17 protein-coding genes and 1 riboswitch are annotated in these 17,434 nt (G+C 73.7%); of the genes, 14 read left to right on the top strand and 3 right to left on the bottom strand.

Annotated features, from left to right (window positions below; all coding sequences use genetic code 11):
• Nucleotides 1–83: 83 nt before the first annotated feature.
• The 7 genes from JOL79_RS01485 (at nucleotide 84) to JOL79_RS01455 (ending at nucleotide 7,939) form a co-directional block, all read left to right on the top strand.
• The gene (locus JOL79_RS01485; protein WP_230984008.1) at nucleotides 84–1,331 is read left to right on the top strand and encodes a sensor histidine kinase; all 1,248 of its coding nucleotides are present in this window, start codon (nucleotides 84–86) and stop codon (nucleotides 1,329–1,331) included.
• Complete coding sequence (locus JOL79_RS01480) at nucleotides 1,328–1,990, top strand: response regulator (RefSeq protein WP_210153762.1); 663 nt, start codon at nucleotides 1,328–1,330, stop codon at nucleotides 1,988–1,990. Before JOL79_RS01485 ends, JOL79_RS01480 begins: the two co-directional genes overlap by 4 nt.
• Nucleotides 1,991–2,117: 127 nt before the next feature.
• A complete protein-coding gene (locus JOL79_RS01475) occupies nucleotides 2,118–3,434 on the top strand; it encodes an NYN domain-containing protein (protein ID WP_210153761.1) in 1,317 nt (438 codons plus the stop codon).
• A 136-nt stretch (nucleotides 3,435–3,570) separates the two neighbouring features.
• Entirely contained in the window at nucleotides 3,571–4,533 is a 963-nt protein-coding gene (locus JOL79_RS01470; protein WP_210153760.1) for a C40 family peptidase, read from the top strand.
• 312 nt (nucleotides 4,534–4,845) lie between these two features.
• Nucleotides 4,846–5,007, top strand: a riboswitch (cyclic di-AMP (ydaO/yuaA leader).
• Nucleotides 5,008–5,128: 121 nt separating this feature from the next.
• Nucleotides 5,129–5,659, top strand: coding sequence for a C40 family peptidase (locus tag JOL79_RS33625; protein WP_307848235.1), 531 nt, complete (start codon nucleotides 5,129–5,131; stop codon nucleotides 5,657–5,659).
• 82 nt (nucleotides 5,660–5,741) lie between these two features.
• On the top strand, nucleotides 5,742–6,611 hold the full coding sequence (locus tag JOL79_RS01460) for a hypothetical protein (protein WP_210153759.1): 870 nt from the start codon (nucleotides 5,742–5,744) through the stop codon (nucleotides 6,609–6,611).
• Nucleotides 6,612–6,784: 173 nt separating this feature from the next.
• A complete protein-coding gene (locus JOL79_RS01455) occupies nucleotides 6,785–7,939 on the top strand; it encodes a glycosyltransferase family 4 protein (RefSeq protein ID WP_210153758.1) in 1,155 nt (384 codons plus the stop codon).
• Here the strand turns inward: JOL79_RS01455 and JOL79_RS01450 are convergent.
• On the bottom strand, nucleotides 7,927–9,714 hold the full coding sequence (locus JOL79_RS01450; RefSeq protein WP_210153757.1) for an AMP-dependent synthetase/ligase: 1,788 nt from the start codon (nucleotides 9,712–9,714) through the stop codon (nucleotides 7,927–7,929). The genes JOL79_RS01455 and JOL79_RS01450 overlap by 13 nt on opposite strands.
• A 244-nt stretch (nucleotides 9,715–9,958) precedes the next feature.
• On the opposite strand from JOL79_RS01450, the gene JOL79_RS01445 reads away from it, so the two are divergent.
• From JOL79_RS01445 to JOL79_RS01415, 7 genes are all read left to right on the top strand, one after another.
• The gene (locus tag JOL79_RS01445; protein WP_210153756.1) at nucleotides 9,959–10,726 is read left to right on the top strand and encodes a metallophosphoesterase family protein; all 768 of its coding nucleotides are present in this window, start codon (nucleotides 9,959–9,961) and stop codon (nucleotides 10,724–10,726) included.
• A gap of 14 nt (nucleotides 10,727–10,740) precedes the next feature.
• Nucleotides 10,741–11,178, top strand: a complete 438-nt coding sequence (locus tag JOL79_RS01440) for an SRPBCC family protein (RefSeq protein ID WP_210153755.1) — start codon at nucleotides 10,741–10,743, stop codon at nucleotides 11,176–11,178.
• Nucleotides 11,175–12,338: an ArsA family ATPase gene (locus JOL79_RS01435; RefSeq protein WP_210153754.1), complete on the top strand. Its 1,164-nt coding sequence runs from the start codon at nucleotides 11,175–11,177 to the stop codon at nucleotides 12,336–12,338. Before JOL79_RS01440 ends, JOL79_RS01435 begins: the two co-directional genes overlap by 4 nt.
• Nucleotides 12,335–12,895 (top strand): DUF5304 family protein, encoded by a 561-nt coding sequence (locus tag JOL79_RS01430; RefSeq protein ID WP_210153753.1) that lies wholly within the window; start codon nucleotides 12,335–12,337, stop codon nucleotides 12,893–12,895. The genes JOL79_RS01435 and JOL79_RS01430 overlap by 4 nt, the downstream gene beginning before the upstream one ends.
• Before the next feature lie 139 nt (nucleotides 12,896–13,034).
• Entirely contained in the window at nucleotides 13,035–13,976 is a 942-nt protein-coding gene (locus tag JOL79_RS01425) for an ROK family glucokinase (RefSeq protein WP_210153752.1), read from the top strand.
• A gap of 20 nt (nucleotides 13,977–13,996) precedes the next feature.
• Nucleotides 13,997–14,689 (top strand): endonuclease/exonuclease/phosphatase family protein, encoded by a 693-nt coding sequence (locus JOL79_RS01420; RefSeq protein WP_210153751.1) that lies wholly within the window; start codon nucleotides 13,997–13,999, stop codon nucleotides 14,687–14,689.
• Nucleotides 14,690–14,804: 115 nt separating this feature from the next.
• Entirely contained in the window at nucleotides 14,805–16,040 is a 1,236-nt protein-coding gene (locus JOL79_RS01415; protein WP_210153750.1) for a hypothetical protein, read from the top strand.
• 50 nt (nucleotides 16,041–16,090) lie between these two features.
• Here the strand turns inward: JOL79_RS01415 and JOL79_RS01410 are convergent, their stop codons facing one another.
• Nucleotides 16,091–16,546 carry a hypothetical protein gene (locus tag JOL79_RS01410; RefSeq protein WP_210153749.1) on the bottom strand — a complete coding sequence of 152 codons (456 nt, stop codon included), beginning with the start codon at nucleotides 16,544–16,546 and terminating at the stop codon, nucleotides 16,091–16,093.
• A 12-nt stretch (nucleotides 16,547–16,558) separates the two neighbouring features.
• Entirely contained in the window at nucleotides 16,559–17,323 is a 765-nt protein-coding gene (locus tag JOL79_RS01405; RefSeq protein WP_210153748.1) for an alpha/beta hydrolase, read from the bottom strand.
• Nucleotides 17,324–17,434 lie beyond the last annotated feature (111 nt).

Here is a 17,434-nt window from a genome sequence, read left to right as displayed (position 1 = left end):
GGCGACGTCTTCGGCCGCGGGTAGGGGACCACCGCTACTTTGGTCGCTATCGTCCCGCCGCCGCGACGATCTACCCTCGGGTCATGGCGTCGCCGATGCTCGTCGCTCCCGCGCGGCGGGGCCGGGCGCGACGGACGGCACGGGACTGGATCGCCGACATCCTGATCTTCCTTCTGGCGTCGGTCGTCACGCTGGCGCTGTCCATGATGCTGTGGACCGATCCGGCCGTCCCGCCGCCCGTGGCCCTCGCCGACCAGGTGGTCGGCGCGCTCGCGTGCGCCGCCCTGTGGCTGCGCCGCCGCTGGCCCGCCGGGCTCGCCCTGGCGCTGGTCCCGTTCGGGACCTTCAGCCTCGTGGTCGCGGCCGCCGTCTGCGTGGCGGTGTTCACCGTGGTCGTGTACCGGCCGTTCCGGATCGCCGGGCCTGTGGTGGCACTGCATCTCCTGACCACGCTGCCGTACACCGTGCTGCGCCCCGACCCCGACCTGTCGTTCTGGGGCGGCCTGCTGGTGTCGGCGCTGCTGTTCGCCGTGCTGGTCGCGTGGGGCCTGTTCGCCCGGGCCAGGCGCCAGCTCGTCCTGTCGCTGCGGGAGCGGGTGGAGCGGGCCGAGGTCGAGGCCGCGCTGCGGGAGGAGCGGGCGCGCAGCGCGGAGCGCGAGCGCATCGCCAGGGAGATGCACGACGTCCTCGCGCACCGGATCTCGCTGCTCAGCCTGTACGCCGGGGGAATCGAATACCGTCCCGACGCCCCTCCGGAGCAGATCCACCGGGCCGCCGCGACCATCAGGGCCGGCGCTCACCAGGCGCTGGAGGACCTGCGCGAGGTGATCGGCGTGCTGCGGGGCGGGGCGGCGGAGGCTGAGCCGGAACGGCCGCAGCCCACGCTGGCCGATGTCCGCGGACTGGTGGAGGAGTGCCGGGAGGCGGGGATGCGGATCACCCTGACCATGCCCGGATGGCCTGGAGAGCCGCCGGGTGGCCTGGGGCGCAACGCGTACCGGATCGTCCAGGAGGGTCTCACCAACGCCCGCAAGCACGCCCCGGAGGCGCCGGTCGGCGTGTGCCTGTCCGGGGGAGCGGGCGAGGGCCTCACGGTGGAGGTCCGCAACGCGCTCTCCGCCGGCCCGCCGGCCCGGGCCGTCCGCTCGGTCGCCGTCCACGTGGGCGACGCCCCGGCCTCAGGCAACGGGCTCGGCCGGGCAGGACTGCCCGGCAGCGGCACCGGCCTGATCGGCCTCGCCGAGCGCGTCGGCCTGGCGGGCGGGCGGTTGGAGCACGGCCCGTTCGGGGGGGACTTCCGGTTGCTCGTCTGGCTACCCTGGCCGGCATGAACGCCGAGATCCGTGTGCTGATCGTGGACGACGATCCGCTGGTGCGGGCCGGTCTCGCGATGATCCTCGGCGGGGCGGAGGACATCCGGATCGTCGGGGAGGCGGCCGACGGCGGCGAGGTGCCGGGGCTGGTCGACGCGCACCGGCCGGACATCGTCCTCATGGACATCCGCATGCCGGGGATCGACGGCCTCACCGCCACCGAGCGCCTGCGGGCCCGGCCGTCGCCGCCCGAGGTCGTCGTGCTGACGACGTTCCACGCCGACGCCCAGGTGTTGCGCGCGCTGCGCGCGGGCGCGGCCGGCTTCCTGCTCAAGGACACCCCGCCGGCCACGATCGTGTCCGCCCTCCGCCGGGCCGCGGGTGGCGAGCCGATCCTCTCGCCGGCCGTGACCCGGCAGCTCATCGCCCATGTGACCGGGCCGGACGCGGGGGAGCGGCCGGCCCGGGCGCGGGCGCGGCTCGACCTGCTCAGCGAGCGGGAGCGGCAGGTGGCGGTCGCGGTGGGACGGGGAAGCTCGAACGCGGAGATCGCGGCCGAGCTGCACATGAGCGTGGCCACCGTGAAGGCGCACGTGTCGCGGGTGCTGACGAAGCTCGACCTCAACAACAGGGTGCAGATCGCGCTGCTGGTGCACGACGCCGCCCGGCCGGGCTGAGAATCCGCAGCGGAGCGCGCGGGGCCCGTGGCGGCAGGCGTGGCGGGGGCCGGGACACGTCGGCGGACCCGGCCACGGGTGGGGCGGCCGTACCCTTGAACGAAGGACAAGTACAAGGAGCGACGAGATGAGTTCAGCCGGAGAAGGCCTGTCTCGTCCGTTGCCCGAGCAGGTCCGGTTACATGTCGTGGAGGTCGCGGCCCAGGTGCTCGGCTCCATGCCGGCGGCCGCGGTTCCGTCGCCGTTGCGCGGCATCGCGCGGTTCGACCCGCGCAAGCGTGCCAGGCTGGGCGGGGCGCCCATCGCGGCCCAGCTCGAAGGCGACAAGAAGTTCCGCGAGCTGGTGGCCGAGTCGCTGGAGGAAGCCTGGCCGGAGCTGGTGGCGGGCCTCGCGGAGGGCACGGTGCCGCCGGCCGCCGATCCGGTGCTGGTGGCCGCGGCCGCCTACCTGACCCGCCCGCCGGGCTGGCCGGACCTGGTCGAGCAGGCGCGGGCGGACCTGGAGCGGGCGGCGTCCGTCGACACCCAGCGAGAGCAGGCCGAGTCGCGGCTGCGCGAGCAGCTCGCGGCCCAGCGGGCGGCGGCGAAGGAGGAGATCGACCGGGTCCGCGAGCAGCTCAGGGCGGCCCGCGCCGAGAACGCCGAGCTACGCCGCAAGCTCCACGACGCCCGCGGCCGGGTCAAGGCCGCCGAGGCCAGGGCGGCGGCGCTGGACGCCGAGACGGCGGAGGCCAGGTCGAGGGTCGCCAGCGCGAACGGCGTGGCGGAGACCGAGCTGCGGCGGCTGAGGGAGCGCCTCGCGGACGCCGAGCGTCAGCTGGAGGCCAGCCGCCGGGCGGCCAGAGAGGGCCGCAGCGTCGAGGACGCCCGCATCCGCGTGCTGATGGACGCGCTCCAGGACGCCGCCGCCGGGCTGCGCAAGGAGCTGGCCCTGCCGACGACGATCAGCAAGCCGGCCGACTACGTGGCGGCGGTGACCCCCGGCGAGCCGGGCGTCGCCGCGATCCCCGCCAGGGCGCTGGCCAACGACGACCCGGCGCTGCTCGACCAGCTCCTCGGGATCGCCAACCTGCATCTGATCATCGACGGCTACAACGTGACCAAGACGGGTTATCCGTCGCTCACGCTCGCCGACCAGCGCTCCCGGCTGCTCACCGGCCTGGGGGGCCTCGCCGTGCAGGCGCGGGTCGAGGTGACCTGCGTGTTCGACGGCGCGGAGCTGAACGGTCCCGTCCACGTGAGCGCCCCACGGGGCGTCCGGGTGATGTTCAGCGCGCCCGGGGAGACGGCCGACGACCTCATCAGGAAGCTCGTGCGGGCGGAGCCCGAGGGGCGGGGCGTCGCCGTCGTCTCCTCCGACCGGGAGGTGGCCGAGTCGATCCGCCGGATGGGCGCGCGGCCCGTCCCGTCGGTGCTCCTGCTGCGGCGCCTCGGCCGAGGTTGACCACCCTCGTCGCTCTTTGTCCCCATTTGTTCACCATACGTGGCGACTGCGGTGAATACCTGCGAATAGGTTGAACCATCAAGATCGCCTAGATAGAGTCGCGCCGCAGGTTTCAGACGATACCCAGGGGGCCTGAGTGCGAGGGCGACTTCCGGTGGCGGCCGGCCTGGCCGCGGCGGTTCTTCTGCTGCCGGGAACGAGCGCACAGGCGGCTCCCAAGCCCACGCCGGCGCAGGTGAAGGCGAAGCTGGACAAGCTGAACACCCAGGCCGACCAGCTCGTGGATCGATACAACGCGGCCAACGAGAAGTGGAAGAAGGCCCGCAAGCAGTACGCCGGGGTCAACGAGGACTACAAGAAGCAGTCCGGGCGCGTCGAGGACCTGCGGCAGCAGCTCGTCTCAATGGCCGTCGACGCGTACCAGGTCGGTGACATCGGCGGCTGGGGCGGCGTGGTCTACACCCCCGACCCGGACGCCATGCTGAGCGGCCTCGCGGCGCTCGACCAGCTCTCCCAGGAGCGCGCCTCCCAGCTCCAGTCGTACGAGGACGCCATCAAGGGGCTCAAGCAGCGCCGCGACGAGAAGAAGTCGCTCTTCGACGAGGCCGCGAAGGTGCGGACCGAGCTGGCCGGCGAGAAGGAGAAGGTCGACCGGATGGTCGACGAGCAGACCAAGCTGCTCCGCAAGCTGAACGTCTACAACGCGGGCGATCCCAACAGTGCCGGCGTCGTCTACCGGGGCTCCGCGTCGGGTAACGCGCTCTCGGCTCTCCAGTTCGCCTACAAGCAGGTGGGCAAGCCGTACCGGTACGGAGGAACCGGGCCGGGCTCGTGGGACTGCTCCGGACTGGTCCAGGCGTCCTGGGCGGCCGGCGGGGTGAGCCTGCCGCGCACGAGCTACGAGCAGTGGGCCTGGGGTTCCAGCCGGCGGGTGTCGCTGTCCGCTCTTGAGCCGGGCGACCTGCTCTTCCACGCGGGGTTCGGCCACGTCGGCATCTACGCCGGCAACGGCAAGGTCGTCCACGCGCCCCAGACCGGGGATGTTGTGAAGATTGTCTCACTTTCGGAGTATCACGCCATCGGTGCCGTCCGTCCCTGACCGGCCGCTGGCGCGTGATGCGAATGCGGCATTTGTTGTGACATTCAGGGTCTGATCTCGGGAATGTGTCGAGTGTCACAATTATTGGAACGTGACGTAAGTGTCCTGCGGGTTTCTCTCCGCGATCTCCGTTACTGGATCTTTACCGGCGCCGCGGGCTTTGCCGAACGCCGCGACGCCTGGGTAGCTTCTGGGCCGCGGCGGGGCACCCCCGTCGCCGCCGTGAGCGTCCGGCCGTGAGCCGGCGACCCGCGGCGCTCCACCGTCACCGCCGCCGTCATCCATTCCCCCCGGAAACGGGACCCCTGGGCGAGCGGTGATCTGCCGAGTCCGTGCAGTCAGGAGGCACGGAGCCGGGGACCCAGCCGGCCTTCACGCGAAGGCCCCGGGGTGAATCGGCGCCAGAGCGCGCCGTAGGGCGACTTCCCCGCCCGAACCCGTCAGCTAACCCGGTAGGCGCGAGCGGAAGATCCTAGGAGAGATCCTGTCTACCAACCCCTCTAGTCTGTCCCGTATTGCCCGAATCACCCTTGGCGGCGTCGCGCTGACGGCGGCCGTGGGGGCCGCCGGCGCCCCGCCTGCGGCGGCCGATTCGGTGACGATCACGGTCACGAAGGCGGCTCAGGACACGGCTTCGGACGCGACCACGACCCTCACCTCCGCCGCGACGCCCGCCGTGGCCGGGGTCCCCCGGACGAAGGCCGCCCCCACGCGGAAGACGCGGAAGACCAAGAAGGTGAAACTGAGCCGGGCCGCTCTGCAGCGGAGCAGGGCCCGGCGCGCGGTGCACACGGCCGAGAGCCGCATCGGCGCCCCGTACCGCTGGGGAGCCACCGGCCCGCGGGCGTTCGACTGCTCGGGCCTGATCCAGTACGCCTGGCGGAAGGCGGGCGTGCGGCTGCCGCGCACGACGTGGTCCATGCGCGGCGCCGTCAGGAAGAAGGTCGCCTGGGGACACTTCCAGGTCGGTGACCTGATCTTCACCAGCGGCGGCGGGCACGTGGGCATGTACGTCGGGCACGGCAGGATGATCCACGCGCCGCATTCGGGCGCGCGGGTCAGGATCGACAAGCTCGACACCTACCGCCGGCGCACCTTCGCGGGCGCGGTCCGTCCCGGCGCCTGAGATCGCCGGGCCGGGGGCCCCGTTCCGGACGAGGTCCGGAGCGGGGCCCCCGGGCTGTCCGGGCTGTTCTACGATGCTCGCCATGCGTCCAGGCGGCCGGCGGCGGAGCGGGACGGGCGCCCGGGCGGCCGTCCGCGTCGCGGTGGCCGCCGTCCTGCTCGCCGCGCCCACCGCCGCCGCCCCCGCCGACCGGCTGCTGGCGTCCGCGCGGGCCGTCGTCCGGCAGCACCCCGGGATGTGGGGCCAGGCGCCGCTCGCCAGAGGACGGAACGTCATCGTGGTCGGCGGGTCCCGGGCCCTCGCCGCGGACCTCGCCCGGCTGGCCGACGGCGCGAGCCGGACGATCGCGCGGGTCTGGGGCCGGCCGGTCGACGCCGTGATCCTGGTGCCCGCGACCGACGATCAGGCCGCGGAACTGGCCGCGCCCGCCCCGGTGGAGGGGTTCGCCGCCTTCGCCGCGGCCGACCATGTGATCGTCGCGCCGTCCGGCTTCGCCCGTCTGTCGGAGACCGGCCGCCGCGTCGTCGTCACCCACGAGCTCACCCACCTGGCGACCGGGGCGGCGGTCCGCCCCGGCATGCCGCCGTGGCTCGTGGAGGGGTTCGCCGACTACGTGGGCTATCTCGGCAGCGGGCTGCCGGTGCCCGTCATTGCCGCCGAGCTCGGCGCGCTGGTGCGGGGCTCGGCTCCGGGCGGCTCCGCGTTCCCCGGCGAGCTGCCCGGCCGGGCGGACTTCGCGGCTCATCCCGCCGAGGCGTACGAGGCGGCCTGGCTCGCCTGCCGCCACATCGCGGAACGGTACGGCGAGCACGCCCTCGTCGCCCTCTACCGCGCTGCGCTCCGCGAGGGGATCACGGCCGCCCTGCGCTCCACCCTGGCCCTGACGCCGGCCGCGCTCACCGACGAGTGGCGCCGGTACGTCCGCGAGGAGGTCCCCGTGCCGCCCGGCTGATCGCCGCCACCCGCGCCACGACCCGCGCCGCGTCCGCCCCTGCGACAATGTGCGGCGAGCGCGCGACGGGGCGCGTGACGGGGCACATGACGGTGCACATGACGGGGCACGGGCGGACACGCGGCAAGGGCGCATGACGGGCGCGCGGCCGGCGCGGACGACAGGGGACGAGCATGGGGACCAGGACGCTGATCGTCACGAACGACTTCCCGCCCCGCCCGGGAGGCATCCAGGCGTTCGTGCACGGCCTGGCCGCGCGCCGCCCGCCCGGCTCGGTCGTCGTGTACGCGCCCCGCTGGAAGGGGTGCGACGAGTTCGACGCGCGGCAGCCGTACGAGGTGGTCAGGCACCCGTCCTCGCTCATGCTGCCGACGCGGTCGGTGGAGAGGACCGCCGCGTCGCTGGTGGAGGACGGCGGCGCGGTGGTGTTCGGCGCGGCGGCGCCGCTCGGCCTGCTCGCTCCCGCGCTGCGGAGGGCCGGGGCGGCCCGGGTGGTGATGCTGACCCACGGGCACGAGGCGTCCTGGGCGCGGCTTCCCGGCGCCCGGCGGCTGCTGCGGCGTATCGGCGAGGGCGCCGACGTCGTCACCTACCTCGGCGACTACACCTACCGCAGCCTGGCCCCGCTGATCCCACCGGGCAAGCTGGTACGGCTCGCGCCCGGTGTCGACACCGCGGCGTTCCGCCGCGGCGCGGGCGGTGACGCGGTGCGGGCGTCCCTCGGGCTCGGCACGCGTCCGGTGGCCGTCTGCGTCTCCCGCCTGGTCCCGCGCAAGGGCCAGGACGCGCTGCTGCGCGCCTGGCCGCTGGTGCTGCGCCGGGTGCCGGACGCGGTGCTCCTGCTGGTTGGCGGCGGGCCGGAGCGGCGGGCGCTGGAACGGACGGCCGCCGCGCGCCGGCTGCGCGACTCCGTGGTCATCACCGGGTCGGTGCCGTGGGCCCGCCTGCCCGCCTACTACGACGCGGGCGACGTCTTCGCGATGCCGTGCCGCAGCAGGCTCGGCGGTCTCGACGCCGAAGGGCTGGGCATCGTCTACCTCGAAGCCTCCGCCACCGGGCTGCCCGTGGTCGCCGGAGCCTCCGGCGGCGCCGGCGACGCCGTACGGGAGGGCGAGACGGGGCTGGTGGTCGACGGCACCTCGACCGCCGCGGTGGCGGACGCGGTCGCCGGTCTGCTGTCCGATCCCGGGCGCGCCCGCGCGATGGGGGAGCGGGGGCGCGCCTGGATCGAGGAGGAGTGGCGCTGGGAGCTGGTGTCCGACCGGTTCGGCGAGCTGCTCACCGGCGCGGAGGCGGGCGGCGCGGGGGGACGCCGTCAGCCGCCGTAGAGCTCGTCGATCTGCTTGGCGAAGTCGCGCATGACCAGGTTGCGCTTCACCTTCAGCGAGGGGGTGAGGTGGCCGCTCTCCTCGGTCAGGTCGGTCTCCAGGATGACGAACTTCTTGATCTGCTCGGGCTTGGAGACCATGCGGTTGGCCACGTCGACGGCGCTCTGCACCTCGGCCATCAGGGCCGGGTCGGTGACCGTGACGTCGGCCCTGCCGTTGTCGCGCTTCCAGTGATCGAGGGCCTCGGGGTCGAGGGTGACCAGCGCCCCGACGAACGGCCGGTCGTCGCCCACTACCATGACCTGGCTGATCAACCGGTGGGCCCGGATGGCGTCCTCCAGCGGCGCGGGCGCGACGTTCTTGCCGCCGGCGGTGACGAGGATCTCCTTCTTGCGGCCGGTGATCAGCAGGTAGCCGTCGTCGTCGAGACGGCCCACGTCGCCGGTGTGGAACCAGCCCTCGGGGTCGATCGCCTCCTTGGTGGCGCGCTCGTTGTTCCAGTAGCCGTCGAAGACGTGGCGGCCCTTCACCAGGATCTCGCCGTCGTCGGCGATCCGGAGGCTCACGCCGGGGAACGGCTTGCCGACCGTGCCGACCTTGTTCGCGCCGGGGATGTTGACGGTGGAGGGCGCGCTGGTCTCGGTGAGCCCCCAGCCCTCGAACACCTCGATCCCGACCCCCCGGAAGAAGTGGCCGAGCCGCTCGCCCAGCGCGGAGCCGCCCGAGACCGCCGCCCGCAGCGAGCCGCCCGTGGCCGCGCGCAGCTTGCCGTACACGAGCCGGTCGAAGACCGCGTGCTTGATCCGGAGGCCGAGACCGGCGCCGCCCGCGCTCTCCGCCCTGCTCCACGCGATCGCCGTGGCGACGGCGGTGTGGAAGATCTTGCCCTTGCCCTCGGCCGTGGCCTTCTGCTCCGCCGAGTTGTACACCTTCTCGAAGACGCGCGGCACGCCGAGCAGGAACGTCGGCTTGAACGCCTGCAGGTCGGGCGCGACGTTCTTCATGTTCGGGGTGTGCGCGATCACCGTGCCGGTCTCGACCAGCACGATCTCGATGAGCCGCGCCAGGCTGTGCGCGAGCGGCAGGAAGAGCAGCGCCGCCCGGTCGTCCACCTCGAACAGAGACGCCAGCGGGCCCATGTAGACGTTGCGCGCGGTGAACAGCAGATTGTCGTGGGTGAGCCGGCAGCCCTTGGGCATGCCGGTGGTGCCCGAGGTGTAGATGATCGTCGCGAGGTCGCGGCCGCCCCGGCTCGCCCGGCGCTCGGCCAGGGTGTCGCCGGTCACGTCCGCGCCGAGCCGGCGCAGCTCGTCGAGGCCGCCGCGCTCGATCGGCCACAGCAGGCCGAGCTCGGGTACGGCCTCCCGCACCGTCTCCTCGTGGGAGGGGAGCTCGACGACGGCCGCCTTGGCGCCGCTGTCGGTGATGATCCACTTGACCTGGTCCGCGGAGGAGGTCTCGTAGATCGGCACCCCGACCGCGCCGGCCGCCCAGATCGCGTAGTCGACCACCGTCCACTCGTAGCGCGTGCGCGACATCAGGGCGACGCGGTCGCCCGGCTCGATCCCCGCGGCGACGAGGCCCTTGGCCACGGCGGCCACGTCGTCGCGGAACCGCGCGGCGGTGACCGGCTCCCAGGGCGCGTCGGGGGCCTCGGCCGCCTTCCGGCGCACGACCACCGCGGCGGGCTCGTCCAGGCCTCGCTGGAAGACCACGTCGGCGCAGTTGGCGGAGGGGGGGACGTCAACCAGCACGGGGACGCTGAACTCGCGCACGGTCACTCCTTCGTGAACGCTCCTGAGGCCTCCGGAGCGGGGAGCCGGAGCGCTTGAAACGGGCATCACACTACGTGTTTCACGGACGCTACCGCGTCATGTTACGCACCGGTAGATCCAGCGCCCGGGCGTTTTACGGCTCGCCCGCACGCTACCAGTGTCCCCTGCCGGAGGCGTCCCGACACCTGTGCCGTGAGCAAGCAGTTGCTCGGCTACGTCGATCGTCCGGCACTACGATGTCGGCATGCGAATCCACGTCGTCAGCGACGTCCACGGCCGGGCGGACGCGCTGGCCCGCGCGGCCGACGGGGCCGACGCCCTCGTGTGTCTCGGAGACCTGTTGCTGTTCGTCGACTACGCCGACCACTCGCAGGGGATCTTTCCCGAGCTCTTCGGCGCGGCCAGGGCGACGGAGCTGGTCGGCCTGCGCACCGCCGGGCGGTTCGACGAGGCGCGCGCCATGTCGGGGCGGCTGTGGGCGGAGCTCGGCGGCGACCCGGGTGAGCACATCGAGGCCGCGGTCCGCCGGCAGTACGAGCAGATCTTCGCGGCCATGCCGGCCCCCGCCTACCTCACCTACGGCAACGTGGACCTGCCCCGGCTGTGGGAGGACTACGTGCGGCCCGGCCATCGGGTGCTCGACGGCGCGGTCGTGGAGATCGGCGGCCTGACCTTCGGCTTCGTGGGCGGCGGGCTGCGCACCCGCTACCGCACTCCCAACGAGCTCGACGACGAGGAGTTCGCCCGCAAGGTGGAGGCGGTCGGCGCCGTCGACGTGCTGTGCTGCCACATCCCGCCCGCCGTCCCCGAGCTGCTGTACGACGTGGTGGCCCGGCGGTTCGAGCGGGGGAGCGAGGCCACGCTGGAGGCGATCAGGCGCACCCAGCCGCGGTTCGCGCTGTTCGGCCACGTGCACCAGCCCCTCGTCCGCAGGACCCGCATCGGCCGTACCGAGTGCGTCAACGTCGGCCACTTCCGCGGCCGCGGCACGCCGTTCGCGCTGGAATGGTGAAGTACGGTTGGCCCATGGCTGATCGCACCTCGTCGAGCATCACGATCGGCGCCGACCGGTCGACAATCATGGCCGTCATCGCCGACTTCCCGTCCTATCCGGAATGGGCGGGGCAGGTGAAGGCGGCGGAGGTCCTGGAGACCGACGGCGACGGCCGTCCCGGCCTGGTCAGGTTCGTCCTCGACGCCGGCGTGATCAGCGACGAGTACGTCCTGAGCTACGCCTGGGCGGGCGACGACGAGGTGAGCTGGAGGATCGCCGACGCCGGGCGGATGGTGTCGAGCCTCACCGGCAGTTACCGGCTTCGGCCCGCGGGCGGCGGGACCGAGGTGACCTACGACCTCGCGGTCGACCTGAAGGTCCCGATGATCGGCATGATCAGGCGCAAGGCCGAGAAGGTCATCGTCGACACCGCTCTGAAGGGACTCAAGCGGCGCGTCGAGAGCCTATGAGGGTCGTCCTCTTCACCGGGAAGGGCGGGGTCGGCAAGACCACGGTCGCGGCCGCGACAGCGACCCTGGCCGCCCGCCGCGGGTTGAAGACCCTCGTCGTCTCCACCGACACGGCCCACTCCCTGGCCGACGCCCTCGGCGTGACGCCCTCGCCCGAGCCGGTCGAGGCGGCGCCCGGCCTGCACCTTCAGCAGGTCGACACGCAACGGTCGCTCGAACGGCACTGGGGCGAGCTGCGCGACTACGTGCGCGGCCTGCTCGGCGAGCTCGGCCTCGACGAGATCACCGCCGAGGAGGTCACCGTGCTGCCCGGCGCCGAGGAGGTCATCGCCCTCCTCGAACTGCGGGAGCAGGCCCGCGGCGGCCGGTGGGACGTGATCGTGGTCGACTGCGCGCCGACGGCCGAGACCCTGCGGCTGCTCGCCCTCCCCGAGGCGCTGGACTGGCACGTCAGCCGCCTGCTGCCGGTCGGCCGGCGGCTGCTCGGGGCGCTCTCGCCGGTCATCCGGCACGTCGCGAAGGTCAGCGCGCCCGAGACCGGCGTCATCTCGGCGGGCGAGCGGCTCCACCGGGCCCTGATGGACGTCCGCGAGCTGCTCGCGGGCGAGTCCGCGTCGGTGCGGCTCGTGCTCACCCCCGAGGCCGTCGTGGTGGCCGAGGCCCGCCGCACCCTCACCTCGCTCAGCCTCTACGGCTACCGCGTCGACGCCGTCGTCGCCAACCGGGTCTTCCCCGCCGGCGGGGCCGACGAGTGGCGGCGGCGCTGGGTCGAGGCCCAGGCCAGGCAGCTGGACGAGGTTGAGGAGTCGTTCGCGCCGCTGCCCGTCCTCACCGTTCCGTACCTGCGGGCCGAGCCCGTCGGGCCCGGCGCGCTCGCCGAGGTGGCCGAGGCGCTGTACGCCGGGACGGACGACCCCTTCGCCCCGCCCGCCGCGCCGCCACCGCTGCGGTTCACGGCCGACGAGGTGACCCTCGCCCTGCCGCTCGCCGACCGGGAGACGCTCGACCTGGCCCGCAAGGGCGACGAGATCATCGTCACCGCGGGCCCCTACCGCCGGGTGATCGCCCTGCCCGCCGGGCTCGCCCGCAGGAGGATCGCCTCCGCGGCGCTCCGCGACGGCCGCCTGCGGGTACGGTTCGAGGCAGGAGGGGCGAAATGACCGAACCAACGGAATCCGGCTCGACGAACGGAAGCGGCGACCGCGGTGAGAGCGGACCGCGCCACGAGGACCGCCGGCAGGACCGCCGCCAGGATCCGCTCGGGTCCGCCGCGGAGGAGGCCATGAAGCTGTTCGACGCCGTTCAGCAGCGGGTCGGCCGGGAGATCGGCAAGGGCCTGGTCAAGGGTGGCGTGAGCGGCATCGGCGCGGTGTTCGGCGGCAGCGGTGCCGGCGGCGGCGGACGCGGCCGGGGCGGCGACGTCTGGAGCGAGGCGGTCGCGGAGGGCCACGACGACGGGTACATCTGCCGGGCCTGCCCGGTGTGCCGGGTGATCGCCGCGCGCCGGGAGTCCGGCGGCGACGTCGCCGATCACCTGTTCGCGGCCGGCGGCGAGCTGTTCGCGGCGTTCCGGCAGGCGGTCGACGCCCTGCAGCGCCCGCCGGCCCACAGCTCGGCTCAGGGCCCGGGTCAGGGATCGGGTCACGGCCGGGAGGCGGGGCAGGGCGGCTCGGACCGGCCCGGCGGCTCGCGCGTGGAGCACATTGATTTGGGATGATCCTCCCAATTTCCCCGAGGATCGTTCCCTGTCGTTGCCTCATCCGCCGTAGATCCGCTTCAATTCGGCGCGGGCTCGCCGCGCACGCCGCGTGCGAAGGCGAACCGGACCGGGCGGACGTGGGTGAGAGGGAGACGGCATGGCACTGACCATCGGCGTGGACGTGGGCGGTACCAAGATCGCATCGGGCGTCGTGGACGAGGAGGGACGGATCCTCGAGAGCGGCGTGCGCAACAGCCCCGCCACCAGCCCGGAGAAGATCGCGGTCACGATCGCCGAGGCCGTCCAGGAGCTGGCCGCGCGCCACGACGTCGAGGCGGTCGGCATCGGCGCGGCCGGTTTCATCGACGAGACGCGGTCCGTCGTCCGCTTCGCGCCCAACCTCGCCTGGCGGGAGGAGCCGCTGCGGGAGAAGGTGGCCGACCTCGTCGGCCTGCCGGTGGTCGTCGAGAACGACGCGAACGCGATGGCCTGGGGCGAGTACCGCTTCGGCGCGGGCCGCGGCGAGAGCCACGTGGTGTGCGTGACCGTGGGCACCGGGATCGGCGCCGGCATCGTGCTCGACGGCGCCCTCTACCGGGGCCGCTGGGGCATGGGCGCCGAGTTCGGGCACATGCAGGCGGTGCCGGGCGGGCGGCCGTGCGGCTGCGGCAACCGTGGCTGCTGGGAGCGGTACGCGAGCGGCAGCGCCCTGCTGATGGACGCCGTGGAGTACGCCGAGGCCGACCCGTCGACGGCGCCCCACCTGCTCCGGCTGGGCGGCTCGATCGAGGGCGTCAGGGGGGAGCACGTCACCGAGGCGGCCCGGCTGGGCGATCGGGCCTCCCTCGCGGCGTTCGCGTCGCTGGGCGGGTGGATCGCCCAGGGCCTCGCCGACATGGCCGCGGTGCTCGACCCCGGCCGCTTCATCATCGGGGGAGGCGTCTCCCGCGCGGCCGACCTGTTCGTGGACACCGTGCGCGCCGAGTTCGCCGCGCGGCTGACCGGCCGCGGGCACCGCCCGCTCGCCGACATCCGGGTCGCCGAGCTCGGCGCCGCCGCCGGGGTGGCGGGCGCGGCCGACCTCGCCAGGATCCGCTGACCCGGCACGGCGCGCACACGGTGCTCAGGGTCGCGAGCTACAACGTACGCGGGCTGAGGGACGACCGGGCGGCCCTGATCCGGGTCGTCGCGGCGGCCCGGCCAGACGTGCTCTGCGTCCAGGAGGCGCCCCGTTTCGCGTCCTGGCGGGCCAGGCGGCGGCGCCTCGCCCACCGGGCGGGGATGACGGTCGCGGCCGGAGGACGCGCGGGAGGGGTGGCGGTGTTCGCCGGCCCCGCCGTACGGGTCCTGCACGGGAGCGGTCACCCGCTGCGCCGCTACGCGGGCCTCGAATGGCGGGCCGCGGCCGTCGCCGTCGTGGAGAAGGAGGGCGCGCGGTACGCCGTGTGCTGCGCGCACCTCGACCTCGTGGCGGGGGCCCGGCTGCGGCACGCCACCGAGGTGGTGGCCGTCCTGGACGGGACGGCCCGGGTGTTCGGCGCCGCGCCGGTGCTCGCCGCAGACGTCAACGAGGAGCCGGACGGGCCGGCCTGGCGCTATCTCGCCCGGAGGTGGGCCGACTGCTTCGCCGTCGCGCCCCGGGGCGACGGGCGGACCTTCCCGGCGGCCCGCCCCTCGATGCGGATCGACGGCGTCTTCGCCGGGCCCGGCCTGGAGGTGCTGTCCTGCGGCGGGGTCGCCGGCGTACCGGCCGCCGACCTCGCCGCTGCGAGTGACCACCTGCCCGTGATCGCGGATCTCCGCCCGCGCTGACCCCGGTTACGGACCGTTCCGAGGGGTGATTTCCGGTCACGGCAGCGCATCGCTTTGGACCGGAATTCCCGCCTTCCGGGACAGGCGCAGGGCCGGTGCCCCTACGATCTGTTCCATGACCCGCCGCCTGGTACGGCGTGCGGTGCCGTTGTGCGTGCTCGTCGTCGGCCTGCTGGCCGCCCATTTCCTCCGCGCCACATCGGTGGCGCACGCGCACGTTGTCCCGGCCCGCGCATCCGTGAAATCGAGCCCGTCGCCGGATCGCGACCAGACGTCCGGGCGCGGCCCGTCCGCGGCCGCGCTCTCCGAGACCACCTCCGTCCTGGCGGACGGCGAGGTCGCCGAGAGCGGGCCGACCGGACGTCTGCAGCCCGACGGCTCGCTGTCCGACGTCGCGGGCCTGTCGCCCTCCGACGTGTGGGCGGTGGGCCAGCAGAGCGCCTGGGACTTCTGGCGCAACCGCGGCGTCGTCACTCACTGGGACGGCGTCTCATGGGTGGAGGTGCCCCTCCGCGGCGATTCGACGGGCGCAGGTCACCTGCGCTCGGTGGCGGCCGTGTCCAGCGGGGAGATCTGGGCGGTCGGCGACGGCCACGACGGCCTGCCGTACGTGGCGCGGGGCTCGAAGGACGGGCTCACCCGCGTGGGGGTGCCCCAGCTGCGCCCCGGCGACTGGCTCGGCGGGGTGGCCGCGTCGGCGAGCCGCGTCGTCGCGGTCGGCACCCGCGACGGCAGGGCCTTCATGGCCGCGAGCGGCGGTTCGGCCAAGGGCGCGGCCTGGACGACGGACGGCGGTCCGGAAGGCTCTCTCTACGGGGTGGCGCTCGCCGGCAGGTCCGACGGCTGGGCGGTCGGCGACACCGGCACCCGGCCCCTCGTGATGCGGCTCACCGCGGACGGCTGGAAGGAGTGGGACGTCCCCGAGATCGACCGGGGCTTCCTGCGGGACGTCTACGCCGAGGGGCGCAAGGGGGCGATCGCCATCGGCGGCGTCTACGACGCGGACGGTTCGATCATGCCGCTGGTCCTCACCTGGAACGGCAGGCGGTGGACACGCGAGGACCCGCCGGAGCGGCACGCCGAGCTGTACGGCGTCACCGGCGATGGCGCGGGCACCTTCTGGATCTCCGGCTACGACCCGGCGCACGCCGCGCGCGGCTTCGTGCTCCGCTACGACGGGTCGCGCTGGGCCACGCTGCGCGGGCAGGTGCCGTCAAAGGACCGCACCGTGCGGCTCCAGGCGGTCGCCCATGTCGCCGGTCACACCATCGCGGTCGGCCACGTCCTCGACGACGCGGACCACTACAGCGACCTGGTCGAGCGGGTCGGCCCGGCCACGCGGGACGAGTGACCGCGGCCTTCCGGAGGAGGCGGCGGTCAACGGTCGGAGGACGGCGGCGGCTAGAGGACCGCGCCGTCGTCCCAGCCGGAGTCCGGGGGCGGCCCGTCTCCCATGCGGACGACGAGCGTGATGAACCCGCCGATGAACGCCGCGACGGCCGTGAACACGATCCACGGGTCCATGGGCAGGCCGAGCGGAGTGGCGAGTAACAGGTAGGCGGGCCCCCCGAAGAGCGCGCCCCACGAGATCTTGCTGAGGGCGTCGCCCTTGGGCAGCGGGGGAGGCGGGGGCGGGATGTAGTGATCCTCGTCTTCGCTGGACGCCCTGGTCTCCCCGGCCGGCTGGTCGTCCTCCGGTTCGGCGGACGGCCCGGCGTCCGGGCTCTCCTCGGCGTCGTCCTGCGGGATGTTCTCCCGATCAGGCCATGGCTGTACGGCCGAGGCGTCCCCGGCACTGTCGTTGTACGAGGCGACGATCTGGCGCCAGACCTCGTCCTCGTCACTCTGCGGCGTCACGTCGATCCCAGCTCACGAGTCCTTCGTCAAGGGTACAGAGGCGTGCGAGCGGACGAAGTCCAGGCTCCCGTCGAAAATCCGGGGCGCGTCGTTGTCGAGCGTCGCCACGTGATAGCTGTCGTCCAGCTCCCTCACCTCCAGATTGCCGCCCATCCTGGCCTTCAGGAACGCCACGCCGGCCGGTTTCACCACGTGGTCGTCCCTGCTGTGGAAGACGAGCACGGGCCGGCGGATCCGGCCGATGTCCGCCTGGACGAGCTTCCACAGCCGCGGCAGCGTCGCCGCCGCTCGCACCGGGGTGCGGGTGTACCCCAGCTCGGCGGCGCCCGCCTTCTTGATGTCGCCGGCGAGCCCGGCGGCCGACGGCATCACCAGCTTGAGCACGGGCGCGAGCCGCAGCAGCGGCGTGTCGTTGACCACCGACGGGTTGACCACGACGGCCCCCCGGACGGCCTCTCCGTGCACCTCGGCGAGGCGCAGGGCCATGCAGCCGCCCAGCGACAGGCCCATGACGAACACCTCCGAGCACCGCCCCCGCAGGTCGGCGAACGCCTTGTCGAGCTCGGCGTACCAGTCCTCCCAGCGGGTGCGGTTCAGCTCCTGCCAGCTCGTGCCGTGGCCGGGCAGCCGGGGGAGCGACACGGTCAGACCGGCGTCCGCGAGATGCTCCGCCCAGGGGCGCAGCGACTGCGGCGAGCCGGTGAATCCGTGGCAGAGCAGGGCGCCTATCGGCCCGCCATCATGGTGGTACGGTTCCGCGCCCGGCAGTACTGGCATGAGAACCTCCGCGTCACACGGCACGAGCGACCGGCTTATTCCGCCCGATACTCGCACGTAAGTCGTCGTTAGTGCGAGAGGGCCGCGCGTGGGAAGATGACTTCACGTTCA

The organism is Microbispora oryzae (assembly GCF_017896165.1).
In the GTDB taxonomy this organism is placed as follows: Bacteria; Actinomycetota; Actinomycetes; order Streptosporangiales; family Streptosporangiaceae; genus Microbispora; species Microbispora oryzae.
Note: the sequence above shows the minus strand (reverse complement) of the source record. Positions and strands in the feature narration are given on the sequence as shown.

Bases quoted from the DNA above. Each gene is read 5' to 3' on its own strand.
- JOL79_RS01475 (WP_210153761.1), top strand. From the start codon at position 2,118: ATGAGTTCAGCCGGAGAAGGCCTGTCTCGTCCGTTGCCCGAGCAGGTC.
- JOL79_RS01485 (WP_230984008.1), top strand. From the start codon at position 84: ATGGCGTCGCCGATGCTCGTCGCTCCCGCGCGGCGGGGCCGGGCGCGA.
- JOL79_RS01455 (WP_210153758.1), top strand. From the start codon at position 6,785: ATGGGGACCAGGACGCTGATCGTCACGAACGACTTCCCGCCCCGCCCG.
- JOL79_RS01430 (WP_210153753.1), top strand. From the start codon at position 12,335: ATGACCGAACCAACGGAATCCGGCTCGACGAACGGAAGCGGCGACCGC.
- JOL79_RS01415 (WP_210153750.1), top strand. From the start codon at position 14,805: ATGACCCGCCGCCTGGTACGGCGTGCGGTGCCGTTGTGCGTGCTCGTC.
- JOL79_RS01435 (WP_210153754.1), top strand. From the start codon at position 11,175: ATGAGGGTCGTCCTCTTCACCGGGAAGGGCGGGGTCGGCAAGACCACG.
- JOL79_RS01480 (WP_210153762.1), top strand. From the start codon at position 1,328: ATGAACGCCGAGATCCGTGTGCTGATCGTGGACGACGATCCGCTGGTG.
- JOL79_RS01425 (WP_210153752.1), top strand. From the start codon at position 13,035: ATGGCACTGACCATCGGCGTGGACGTGGGCGGTACCAAGATCGCATCG.
- JOL79_RS01405 (WP_210153748.1), bottom strand. From the start codon at position 17,323: ATGCCAGTACTGCCGGGCGCGGAACCGTACCACCATGATGGCGGGCCG.
- JOL79_RS01460 (WP_210153759.1), top strand. From the start codon at position 5,742: ATGCGTCCAGGCGGCCGGCGGCGGAGCGGGACGGGCGCCCGGGCGGCC.
- JOL79_RS01445 (WP_210153756.1), top strand. From the start codon at position 9,959: ATGCGAATCCACGTCGTCAGCGACGTCCACGGCCGGGCGGACGCGCTG.
- JOL79_RS01440 (WP_210153755.1), top strand. From the start codon at position 10,741: ATGGCTGATCGCACCTCGTCGAGCATCACGATCGGCGCCGACCGGTCG.